This is a genomic window from Polymorphobacter sp., from assembly GCF_048007885.1.
In the GTDB taxonomy this organism is placed as follows: Bacteria; Pseudomonadota; Alphaproteobacteria; order Sphingomonadales; family Sphingomonadaceae; genus Sandarakinorhabdus.
The window spans coordinates 1,185,271-1,197,103 of record NZ_CP180346.1; the positions used below are offsets into that span (position 1 = coordinate 1,185,271).

The following is an 11,833-nucleotide window of genomic DNA, read 5'->3' on the forward strand; positions in this document are numbered from 1 at the left end:
TTGCGCTCAGGCACAGTCTATGGCCAAGACACAGCCATGACCATGAACCTAGATGCCCAACTTCTCGCCGTCGCCCTGATTGCCCTGTTCCTTGGGCTGTTCATCGGCTTTTCGATCCGCGCCCCGCTGAAGCGCAAGGCTGCCGTCCTATCGGAGCGCATCACTGGCCTTGAACGCGAGCGCGCCAATCTGACCACCGAGCGCGACCGGCTGCAAGCCGAGGTCAAGGCGCGTGACGCGCAGATCCGTCCGCTCGCCGACGAGCTCGACAAGCTCCGCCGCGACTTCGCCAAGGCCCGCGGCACCGCCGTGGGGGGCGAACCGCAGGCGATCGACATCAACGATCTCAAGATACTGAAGGGCGTCGGGCCGAAATTCGCCGAGAAGCTGGCCGCCGCCGGCATCACCACCATCGACCAGATTGCCGGCTGGAGCGGTAGCGACATCGAGGTGATCGACGGCAAGATGGGCGACTTTCGCGGCCGCATCGTCAGCGATCAGCTGGTCGAACAGGCCCGCCTTCTCCACGAAGGCCGGCTCACCGAATATGAGACCCGCTTCGGGAAGCTCTAGCCCTTTTTCGCCTTGAGCGCTGCCTGCGCCGCCGCCAGCCGCGCGATCGGCACGCGGTAGGGCGAGCAGCTGACATAATCGAGGCCCAGCCCTTCGACAAAGGCGATCGACGCCGGATCACCGCCATGTTCACCGCAGATGCCAAGCTTGAGGTCGGGCCGCGTGCTGCGACCGCGCTCGGCGCCCAGCGCGACCAGCTCGCCCACACCCTCCTCGTCGATGCCGACGAATGGGTCACGCGGATAGATGCCCTGATCGACATAGACACCGAGGAAGCGCGCCGCGTCGTCGCGGCTGATGCCGAGCGTCGTCTGGGTGAGATCGTTGGTCCCGAAACTGAAAAACTCGGCGTGCTTGGCGATATCGGCGGCCCGCAGCGCTGCGCGGGGCAGCTCGATCATCGTGCCAACCAGATATTCGAGCCGGTGCCCCTGTTCGGCGAACACCGCCTCGGCCTCGGCCTCGATCACGGCCTTGGTGATCTCCAGCTCGCGCGCTGTCGCCACCAGGGGCACCATCACTTCAGGCACCACCGCCTCGCCGGTATCCTTGGCCACGGCCACCGCCGCCTCGAAGATGGCGCGGGCCTGCATGGCGTAGATTTCGGGGTAGGTGATGCCGAGCCGGCAGCCGCGATGCCCGAGCATCGGGTTGAATTCGTGCAGCTCGGCAATCCGGCGACGAACGATGGCGGGCGCGATGCCGGTGGCGGCTGCCACGTCATCATAGCCGGTGTCATCATGCGGCAGGAACTCGTGGAGCGGCGGGTCGAGCAGCCGGATGGTGCAGGGCAGGCCCGCCATCACCCGGAAGATCGCCTCGAAATCCGCCCGCTGCTCGGGCAGCAGCTCGGCCAGCGCAGAAGCACGCGTTTCCATGTCCTCAGCCGAGAATCATGCGCCGCACCGAGGTGATGCGCGAGGGCTCGAAGAACATGTGCTCGGTCCGGCACAGGCCAATGCCTTCCGCGCCGAAGCCGCGCGCGGTCTTGCAGTCTGCCGGCGTCTCGGCATTGGTGCGCACCTTCATGCGGCGGTGCTGATCCGCCCATTCCATCAGCGTGGCAAAGTCTCCGGCCAGTTCGGGCTCGACGGTCGGCACTTCGCCGAGCATCACCTCGCCAGTCGCGCCGTCAAGGGTAATACGGTCGCCTTCCTTCAGCTCATGGCCCGGCACGCGCACGGTGCGCGCCTTGGTGTCGATGACCAGCGCTCCGGCCCCTGACACGCAGGGGCGGCCCATGCCGCGCGCGACCACAGCGGCATGGCTGGTCATGCCGCCACGTGCAGTCAGGATGCCCTTGGCGGCATGCATGCCGTGAATATCTTCGGGCGAGGTTTCGGTGCGCACCAGAATGACCGGCTCGCCGAGCCGCGCCCGCACTTCTGCACTGTCGGAATCGAGGACGATGACACCGGAGGCCGCACCGGGCGAGGCTGGCAGGCCGCGGGTGATGATGTTGCGCCGGGCGCTCGGATCAAGGGTCGGGTGGAGCAGCTGGTCAAGCGCGCCGGCCTCGACCCGCATCACCGCTTCGGCCTCGGTGATCAGCCCTTCACGCGCCAGATCGACGGCGATCTTCAGAGCGGCTTTGGCGGTGCGCTTGCCGGCGCGGGTCTGCAGCATCCACAGCCGCCCGTCCTCGACCGTGAACTCAATGTCCTGCATGTCGCGGTAATGGGTTTCGAGAAGGTGGAACACCTTGGCCAGCTCGGTATAGACCTCGGGCATCGCCTCTTCCATCGAGGCCGCCTTGGCGCCGGCCCGCTCGCGCGCGGCCCGCGTCAGATATTGCGGCGTGCGGATGCCGGCGACCACATCCTCGCCCTGGGCGTTGATCAGGAATTCGCCGTAGGTCGCGTTTTCGCCAGTGCTGGGGTCGCGGGTGAAGGCCACACCCGTTGCCGAGGTGGCACCACGATTGCCGAACACCATGGCCTGCACGGTCACCGCCGTGCCCCAGCTTTCGGGAATGTCATTGAGGCGGCGATAGGTGCGCGCTCGGTCAGAGCGCCAACTGCCGAACACCGCGCCGATCGCCGCCCAGAGCTGCTCATGCGGGTCCTGGGGGAAGTCATCGCCCCAATTCTGCGCGACAATCGCCTTGTAGCGGGCCACCAGCCCCTGAAGGTCCTCGGCCGACAGCTCGGTGTCGAGCGTCACGCCGCGGTCTTCCTTGAGGATTTCGAGCGCATCTTCGAACAGATAATGATCAAGGCCCAGCACGACATCGCCGAACATCTGGATGAAGCGGCGGTAGCTGTCCCAGGCGAAGCGGGGATTGCCGGAAATGCGCGCCAGCCCTTCCACCGTTGCGTCGTTGAGGCCGAGGTTGAGCACCGTGTCCATCATGCCCGGCATCGACACACGCGCGCCCGAGCGGACCGAGACGAGCAGCGGATCGTTCACATCGCCAAAGCGCTTGCCGGTCACGCCTTCGATATGCTTCAGCGCGTCAAGCGTCTCGGCGCGCACGGCGTCGGGCAGCTTGCCGCCGGCCTCGTAGAATTGCGCGCAGACCGGGGTGGCGATGGTCAGGCCCGGCGGCACCGGCAGGCCGATGCTGGCCATTTCGGCGAGGTTGGCGCCCTTGCCGCCCAGATGATTGCGCATGTCCGCCGCGCCGTCGGCGACACCGCCGCCAAAGCGATAGACAGCACGCAGGGTCTGGGCTTCAATCATCCTTCGATCCTCGAAAAATCAGCGACGCTGTGAACCGCGTCGCGGAAAGCGGCGAGCAGGGCAAGACGGTTCTTGCGAACCTCCGGCTCGGGCGCATTGACCATGACATCGGCGAAGAACTGGTCAATGGGCGCGCGCAGGGCGGCGAGCGCGGCCATGGCGGCGGTGAAATCCTCCGCCTCGACAGCGGCGGCAGCGGCAGGGAGGGCGGCGGCAAGCGCGGCGTGCAGGGCCTTTTCAGCGGCCGCGTCGAGCGCTTCGGCATCAAGCTGGCTGGCAGCGTGCGGCCCATCCTTGGCGTCTTCGGCCTTGAGGATGTTGGTGGCGCGCTTGTATCCGGCGAGCAGATTCTGGCCATCTTCGGTGGTGATGAAGCTGTCTAGGCTTTGCGCGAGACGCATTACGGAAGCGATACGCAGTTCAAGCTGCCAGTCGCCTGTGACAGCGCGCACGACCCCAGCAACGACGCCGACATCACGCAGAGCTTGCTCCATACGGTCGACGAAGAAATCCCTCAGGAGCCCAGGCATTTTAAAGCGGTCGCTTGCGAACTCAGCCCGATAAGCTTCTTCGTCTGCAGCTGAGATCGCTAAATATAGTTCCAGTGGCAGGCCGCAAACGACCGCAGTCCGGATGGTTCCAAGGGCAGCTCGGCGCAGCGCAAATGGGTCTTTGGAACCGGTGGGCAGGAGACCGGCCCCGAACATTGATACCATCGTATCCAGCTTGTCGGCGATTGCGACCGCGACACTCAGCGGAGCGGTGGGGACGTCATCGCCCTGCCCTACCGGCTTGTAATGGTCGCGGACGGCATCTGCGATGGCTTGGTCGAGACCGGCTGCGGTGGCAAGATAGCCGCCGGCGATGCCTTGGACTTCGGGAAACTCGCCGACCGTGGCGCTGACCAGATCGGCCTTGGCGAGGCGGGCGGCCTGTTCGGCCATATCGGGGTCGGCACCCGGCACGGCGCCGCTTTCCGCCAGCCAGCGGGCGAGCTTGGCGATGCGCGCGACCTTGTCCGCGACGGTGCCGAGCTTTTCGTGGAACACGATGGTTTCGAGCTTGGGCAGAAAGGCTTCGAGGCCGCCGCTGCGCACGGTGGCGAGGTCCTGATCCCAGAAGAATTTCGCGTCTGACAGGCGGGCGGAGAGGACGCGCTCATTGCCCGCCCGGATCGCCTCGCCGCCGTCGCTCGCTTCAAGATTGGCGACCGCGATGAAAGCCGGGGCGAGCGCGCCCTGCTGGTCTGTGAGCGCGAAATATTTCTGGTTGGTGCGCATGGTCAACTGGATGACTTCGCGCGGCACGGCAAGGAAGGCGCGGTCGAAGCGGCCGAGCAGCGGCACCGGCCATTCGGTGAGGCCGGCGTTCTCCGCCTCCAGGCCCGCATCGGGGATGACGCTCAGCCCGACCTCTGCGGCGAGTGCGGCTGCCCGCTCGGTGATGAGGCGGCGGCGCTCGGCGCTGTCCACGATCACATTCGCGGCGCGAAGCTGGGCGGCGTATCTGTCGGCGCTTTCGATGTCGAGCGGGCCGGGCGCATGGATGCGGTGGCCGCGCGTGGTGCGCCCCGTGGTCAGCCCATGTACGCTGGCGGGCACCACGTCGCTGCCCAGCAGCGCCACGATCTGCGTCAACGGGCGCACCCAGCGCGCGCTGCCGCTGCCCCAACGCATCGACTTGGGCCAGTCGAACGCCGTGATGATGGCGGGGATGATGTCGGACAGGATATCGGCTGCGGAGCGGCCCTCGCGGTGGATCACCGCGAACAATACTTCGCCCTTGCCGGTGTCGCGCGCTTCAAGCTGATCGCGGGTGAGGCCGGTCTTCTTCAGAAAGCCCTCAATCGCCTGCGGCGGCGCATCGGCGCGCGGGCCTTTCAGCTCCTCGGTGGTGGCAGCGCTGGCGGCTGCCATGTCCTCGGCGATCAGCCAGAGCCGGCGCGGCGTCGCATCCGCCGTCACCTTGCCGTGCGCAAGGCCGCTCGCGGCGCAGGCTTCGGTGAAGCGCCGGGCCAGCTGCGCGGCGGCCGCGGCCTGCATGCGGGCCGGGATTTCCTCCGAGCCGATTTCGAGCAGGAAGCGGGTCATGCGCCGGTCGCTGCTTGCTGGAGGTCCATCTGGCAGTCGGCGACGGCCTTCACCAGATCGCGGACGCGGCCGATATAGGCCTGGCGCTCGGCCACCGAAATCACGCCGCGCGCATCAAGCAGGTTGAAGATATGGCTGGCCTTGATCGCCTGATCATAGGCCGGCAGCGGCAGCCGCGCCTCGACCAGCGCATGACATTCGGCCGAGACATCCCTGAAATGCTGGAACAGCCGCTCGGTGTTGGCCCGTTCGAAATTATAGGCGCTGAACTGCTGCTCATTCTTCAAAAAGACATCGCCGTAGCTGATGCCGTCGTTGTTGTACGCGAGATCATAGACATTCTCGACGCCCTGCACATACATGGCAAGACGCTCCAGGCCATAAGTCATTTCACCGGCCACCGGCGCGCAGTCATAACCGGCGACCTGCTGGAAATAGGTGAACTGCGTGATCTCCATGCCGTCGCACCAGACCTCCCAGCCCAGCCCCCAGGCGCCGAGCGTGGGGCTTTCCCAGTCATCCTCGACAAAGCGGATGTCATGGCGGGCGCGGTCGATGCCGATGGCATCGAGGCTGCCGAGATAAAGGTCGATGAGATCAGCGGGGCTGGGCTTCAGGATCACCTGGAACTGGTAATAATGCTGGAGACGGTTGGGGTTTTCGCCGTAGCGGCCGTCGCCCGGCCGGCGGCTGGGCTGGACGAAGGCGGCGTTCCAGGCGTCTGGCCCCAGCGCGCGCAGCGTGGTGGCGGGGTGGAAGGTGCCCGCGCCCATCTCGACATCATAGGGCTGGAGAATGGCGCAGCCGCGCGCGCTCCAATAGCTCTGGAGCGTGAGGATGATATCCTGAAAGGAAAGCGGCTGGCTCATGGGGTGCGATGGTCGGTAGACCGGGGGGCGGGGGGCGGTCAATCAGGCGTTGGTCAGGAAGTGCAGGACATCGCCGTCATGCACCACATAATCCTTGCCCTCGGCGCGCAGACGGCCATGCTCCTTGGCACCGGCCTCGCCATTATGGGCGATAAAATCATCATAGGCGATGGTTTCGGCGCGGATGAACTTCTTCTCGAAATCGCCGTGGATCTCGCCGGCGGCCTGCGGCGCCTTGGTGCCCTTCTTGATGGTCCAGGCGCGGGCTTCCTTGGGGCCGACGGTGAAGAAGGTGTGCAGGCCAAGCAGCGCATAGGCGGCGCGCACGACGCGGGCGAGGCCGGTTTCCGAAAGGCCGAGGCTCTCCAGATATTCGGTGCGGTCCCCGGGCTCCATGGTCGCCACTTCGGCCTCGATGGCGGCCGAGACGATGACATGGCCGGCGCCGATCTTCTCGGCCATGGCGGCGACGGCGGCGCTATGGGCATTGCCGCTGGCGGCCGAAGCTTCCTCGACATTGCAGACGTAGAGCACCGGCTTGGTGGTGAGCAGCTGGGCGAGGCGCAGCGCGCGCGCTTCCTCCTCATCCTTCGGCTCGGCGAGGCGGGCGGGCTTGCCCTCGCGCAGCAGGTCGAGCGCCTGAGTGAGGATGCTGGCCTGCACCTTGGCGTCCTTGTCGCCCTGCTGGGCTTTCTTGGTGAGCGCCGGCACGCGCTTTTCCAGGCTTTCGAGATCAGCCAGCATCAGCTCGGTTTCCACCGTCTCGGCATCGGCCACGGGATCAACCCGGCCTTCGACATGGGTGACATCATCATCCTCGAAACAGCGCAGCACATGGACGATGGCATCGGTCTCGCGGATATTGGCGAGGAACTGGTTGCCGAGCCCCTCGCCCTTGGAGGCGCCGCGCACCAGACCGGCAATGTCGGTAAAGCCGAGCTGGGTTTCGATGACCTTGGCCGATTTGCCGATGGCCGCGAGCCTGTGCAGCCGCGGATCGGGCACCGGCACCGCGCCGACATTGGGCTCGATGGTGCAGAAGGGATAGTTGGCCGCCGCTGCCGCCGCGGTCTGGGTCAGCGCGTTGAACAGGGTCGATTTCCCGACATTGGGCAGGCCGACGATTCCACAGGTGACGGGCATGGCGTTCTTCCTAGTCTTGGGGGGCGGTCAGGCGGGCGACGTCGCTCATGAAACGAACCTCGTCGCCCTCGAGAAGGGTGGGCAGGCTGGTCGCCAGCGTATCGAGCAGGTCGGCCAGCGGCTCGGCTTCGGCGGCGGCAAAGTTGCCGAGCACATAGGGCGTCACCCGGTCCTTGTGGCCGGGATGGCCGATACCCATGCGCACGCGGCGAAAATCCGCGCCCAGATGCGCGATGATGGAGCGGATGCCATTGTGCCCGGCAGCGCCGCCACCCTGCTTGACCTTGAGCCGGAAGGGATCGAGGTCAAGCTCGTCATAGAAGACGCTAAGCTGGCTGACCGGATCGAGCTTCCAGAACTGCACGGCGGCTGCCACGCTGCGGCCGCTTTCGTTCATGAAGGTGGCCGGCTTGAGCAGCGCCACACGGTGCGCACTGATGCGGCCTTCGCAGACCAGCCCCTGAAAGCCGCTCCGCCAAGGCCCAAGGCCGTGGACCGCAGCGATACGGTCCACGGCCATGAAGCCGATATTGTGGCGGTGCCGCGCATAGGCGGCGCCGGGATTGCCGAGGCCGGCCAGAAGCTGCATGGCTGCAGCCCGGGCTTAGTCGGCGGCTTCTTCGGTCGCGGCTTCGGCGTCGGCCTCGCCCTTCTCGCGCTTGAGCGCCGAGGGGGCAACCATGGTGGCGATGGTGAAGTCGCGGTCATGGATGTGCGGCTCCACGCCGGCGGGCAGCTTGACCGCGCTGATGTGGATCGAAGCGCCGACGTCGAGGCCGGTGAGGCTGATCTCGAGATTGTCGGGGATGGCCGAAGGGGCGCAGTCGACAGCGACTTCATGGCGCACGATGTTGAGCACCGCGCCGCGCTTCATGCCGGGCGACTGCTCTTCATCGATGAACACAACCGGCACATTGACCGTGATCTTGGCGTCGCCTGACAGGCGCAGGAAATCGACATGGATCGGCCGGTCGCTGACCGGGTGGAACTGCACGTCGCGGGGCAGGGTCTTGGTGACCTTGCCGTCGACGTCGATCTCGACGACCGAATTCATGAAATGGCCGGTGGAGAGCAGGCGAACCAGAAACTTCTCCTCCAGATGGATGGGGGTGGCAGCCGAGCCGGCACCATAGATGACGGCGGGAACGCGGCCTGAACGGCGGATGGCACGGGAGGCTCCCTTGCCTGCCCGATCCCGAGGTTCAGCCGCGAGCTTCATTGTCTCACTCATGCTCGCTTCTCCAATGTAATCACGCAGGCGCCCCAGCCTCCAGGGATGCAGATCGGGACGATTGCGGAAGCGGTCGCTTAGGGGAGCGCGGGGGAAAAGGCAAGCGCAGGGGCGGCAATTTCTCTTGCCGGCCAGCCGCGCGCCGCCAGTTCGGACAGCAGGCCGTCCTCGCCGCCGAAATGCGCGGCGCCCACCGCGACGAAGATCCGCCCGGGACGGGCCATGCGCGCATCGAGCTGCTCGGCCCAGCGGCGGTTGCGCCCGGCGAGCAAGGCTTCGCGCAAGGCTGGCGAGGCGTTCGCCTCTCCGGCGAACTCGGCCGCGATGGCATCGACAGCGCCGCGCTGCCACAGGCCGATCAGACGATCGATGTCCTCGCGCGCGCCAGCCACCTCCGCCAGCGTGCTGTCCAGCATCGCCAACTGGTCTTCGACCGACAGGTTGGCGAAATAGCCCAGCTGCTGTTCGGGCGTCTCAAGCCCTTCGCGCGGCGCCGATGAGCGGGCCAGCAGCGCCGGCTCGACGCCATTGGCGGACACGACGCCGACGCTCGCCAGTGTCGCTTCCCCAATGCTGACCGCGATCAGCCATGGATGCATGGTCTCGAAGAGGGCGAGTGGCAGGCCGAGCGCGGCGGCGCTGGCTTGCAGCCGTGAAAGCAGGTCCGCCGGCAGGCGCTCGGCAAGTGGCGGCAGCGCGGCGCTGGTCCCCAGCCGCTGCAAGGTCGCGGCGAAGGCAGCACGATCATCCGGGATCAGGGTTTCGAGGACCAGCGTATCGGCCCGGTCAAGGCGGCGCGCGGCCTCGGTAGACAGCCAGTCAAGGTCTGGCGGCAGCGCGTGAACGGTCGCGAACAGGGTGATTTCGGTGTCGTCATCGGCGATCACCCAGACTGGCGGCTGGGGTGCAGGCGCGGCGCCCAGGCAGACGAGCAACGCCAGCGCGGCGAGGCACCATCTCACGCCGACTTGGCCCAATACTGGTCCTTGAGCAGCCGCTTGTAGAGCTTGCCGGTATCATGGCGCGGCAGTTCGGCCATGAAGTCGATCGACTTGGGGCATTTGACATGGCTGAGCCGGCTGCGGACGAAGGCCAGCAGTTCGGCCTCAAGCTCAGGCCCGGCGTCCGCCATGTTCTGCGGCTGGACGACGGCTTTTACCGCCTCGCCCATTTCCGCATCCGGCACGCCAAACACGGCAACATCGGCCACCTTGGGGTGCATGGTCAGCACATTCTCGGCTTCCTGCGGGTAGATGTTGACGCCGCCCGAGATGATCATGAAGGCGGCCCGGTCGGTGAGGTAGAGGAAGCCGTCTTCATCGACATGGCCGATGTCACCGAAGGTAGCCCCATGCTCCGACATGGCGCCGGCGGTCTTTTCGGGGTCGTTGTGATAGGAAAAGCCGGGGCCGCCGTGAAACCAGACCTGACCGGTCTGACCCGGCGGCAGCAGCTTGCCATCTTCACCGACAATGCGGATTTCGCCAAGGATCGACTTGCCGACCGAGCCGGGGTGCGCCAGCCATTCCTCTGAATTGAGCGCGGTGAAGCCGGCGCCTTCAGTGGCGCTGTAATATTCGTGGATCACGGGGCCCCACCATTGGATCATGGCGCGCTTGACATCGACCGGGCACGGGGCGGCGGCATGGATGGCGACCTTGAGGGAAGAAAGGTCGTGCGCCCTGCGCGCGGCCTCGGGCAGCTTGAGCATGCGCACGAACATGGTCGGCACCAGCTGGCTGTGCGTAATCCCGTAGCGCTCGACGGCAGCGAGATAGGCTTCGGGGTCGAATTTCTCCATGACGACGACGGTGCCGCCAAAACGGTGCGCGGCCATACAATAGCGCAGCGGGGCTGCATGATAGAGGGGCGCGGGCGAGAGATAGCGCATCTCGGGGTTGAAGCCGTAAAGATGGGCGACCAGACCAAGCAGCGCATCGGGTGCATCGAGCGCGCCTTCGGGCAGCGGACCGCGCACGCCCTTGGGCCGGCCGGTGGTACCGCTGGAATAGAGCATGTCGCGGCCCGGACTTCTCATCGGCGATGCGGCCCTCGGGCTGGGCTGCCAGCGCGGCGTCCAGCGGCGTGAAGCCCGGCGCCGGTGCATCGATGATGAAGCGGGCGGCTTCCGGCAGATGCGCGGCCGCCTCGCGGGCGACATCGGCAAAGGCCGGGCTGGTGAACAGCGCTGCGGCGGCGGAATCCTTGAGGATATAGGCGGCCTCGTCGGCGGTGAGCTTGGTCGACATGGCCACGAACACCAGCCCGGCGCGCTGTGCGCCCCAGATGATCGGCAGATATGACAGGCAATTGGGCAGCAGAACCGCCACAGTATCGCCGCGCGTCAGGCCGCAGACCCGCAGCAGATGGGCGACGCGGTTGGAAAAGGCCTCCATCTCGCCATAGGACATCGCGGCACCGCTGCCGGCCATGATGATCGCGGGCCTGTCCGGGTTGCTGGCGGCGTGGACGTGGGGATGCATGTTGTCTCTCCGGATGAATCAGGAAAAAGCGGGGCGACGAGCGAGGCGTCTGTCGAGGGCGATCAGCAGCAGCGCCAGCGCAAGAAACAATAGCAGCATGCCGGCGAGATTGAGCGCGACCTGCGGATAGCCCAGCTTGTCGGCATTCATGAAAGGATAGGGCCAGCGCCCCGAGATGGCACCGCGCGCCAGGCTGTAAAGCCCATAGGCAAGCGGAAATACGAGCCAGCGCAGCCCGGCACGCCATGGCAAGTGCGACGGGCCGCGCCCGAACGCGAGCCACCAGAGCGGCCAGGCGATAGGAATGACCGCATGAAAGATGGTGTCGATGACCAGCCTTGTGCCGGCCATCGGCACGAGACCACGCAGCAGCGTCTGGTAAATCAGGCCGACGATGATGATGTAGAGCGCAAGCGCCGCCCGCACGCCAGGACGCGCCCAGAAGCTGCCGGCGTTGCCGCGCGCCGCCACAGTCGCAGCGACGGCGACGGCAACATTGGTGAGGATGGTGAAATAGCTGAAAAGGTTGAGCAGCCCGAGCCAGGCGGGATTGCCGGCAGCGCTGGCATCGGAGAGGGTGAGTGGCACCTGCGTGCCAATGGCAGCCCAGCCGAGCGCGGCGATGGCCGCAGCCGCGATCCGGGCAGGCGATGAGCGGTCGACGGACAGGGGGCTATTCATATGCCATGGATTGTTAGCATGGGGGCGACTTTTCAGCATAGCCCCGCAGATACACAGGCGTTGCAGCGCAGCAGAGTTGTT

General features: G+C 66.2%; 8 protein-coding genes and 2 pseudogenes. 1 reads left to right on the plus strand and 9 read right to left on the minus strand.

Annotation, left to right across the window (positions count from 1 at the left end):
• The first annotated feature begins 36 nt into the window (after positions 1-36).
• Complete coding sequence (locus ACMVO5_RS05635) at positions 37-573, plus strand: hypothetical protein (RefSeq protein WP_416909085.1); 537 nt, start codon at positions 37-39, stop codon at positions 571-573.
• On the opposite strand, the pseudogene ppdK reads toward ACMVO5_RS05635, so the two are convergent.
• The 9 genes and pseudogenes from ppdK to ACMVO5_RS05680 form a co-directional block, all read right to left on the minus strand.
• Positions 570-3,255, minus strand: a pseudogene (gene ppdK / locus ACMVO5_RS05640) (pyruvate, phosphate dikinase). The gene ACMVO5_RS05635 and the pseudogene ppdK overlap by 4 nt on opposite strands.
• On the minus strand, positions 3,252-5,345 hold the full coding sequence (gene glyS, locus ACMVO5_RS05645; protein WP_416909086.1) for a glycine--tRNA ligase subunit beta: 2,094 nt from the start codon (positions 5,343-5,345) through the stop codon (positions 3,252-3,254). The pseudogene ppdK and the gene glyS overlap by 4 nt, the downstream one beginning before the upstream one ends.
• Positions 5,342-6,214: a glycine--tRNA ligase subunit alpha gene (locus ACMVO5_RS05650; protein ID WP_416909087.1), complete on the minus strand. Its 873-nt coding sequence runs from the start codon at positions 6,212-6,214 to the stop codon at positions 5,342-5,344. Before ACMVO5_RS05650 ends, glyS begins: the two co-directional genes overlap by 4 nt.
• Positions 6,215-6,256: 42 nt before the next feature.
• Complete coding sequence (gene ychF, locus ACMVO5_RS05655) at positions 6,257-7,357, minus strand: redox-regulated ATPase YchF (protein ID WP_416909088.1); 1,101 nt, start codon at positions 7,355-7,357, stop codon at positions 6,257-6,259.
• Between the two features lie 10 nt (positions 7,358-7,367).
• The gene (gene pth / locus ACMVO5_RS05660) at positions 7,368-7,946 is read right to left on the minus strand and encodes an aminoacyl-tRNA hydrolase (protein ID WP_416909089.1); all 579 of its coding nucleotides are present in this window, start codon (positions 7,944-7,946) and stop codon (positions 7,368-7,370) included.
• 15 nt (positions 7,947-7,961) lie between these two features.
• Positions 7,962-8,588, minus strand: a complete 627-nt coding sequence (locus ACMVO5_RS05665) for a 50S ribosomal protein L25/general stress protein Ctc (RefSeq protein WP_416909090.1) — start codon at positions 8,586-8,588, stop codon at positions 7,962-7,964.
• A 77-nt stretch (positions 8,589-8,665) separates the two neighbouring features.
• Positions 8,666-9,550, minus strand: coding sequence for a TraB/GumN family protein (locus tag ACMVO5_RS05670; RefSeq protein WP_416909091.1), 885 nt, complete (start codon positions 9,548-9,550; stop codon positions 8,666-8,668).
• Positions 9,547-11,071, minus strand: a pseudogene (locus ACMVO5_RS05675) (AMP-binding protein). Before ACMVO5_RS05675 ends, ACMVO5_RS05670 begins: the two are co-directional and overlap by 4 nt.
• Before the next feature lie 18 nt (positions 11,072-11,089).
• The gene (locus ACMVO5_RS05680; protein WP_416909092.1) at positions 11,090-11,752 is read right to left on the minus strand and encodes a Pr6Pr family membrane protein; all 663 of its coding nucleotides are present in this window, start codon (positions 11,750-11,752) and stop codon (positions 11,090-11,092) included.
• Positions 11,753-11,833: the final 81 nt, after the last annotated feature.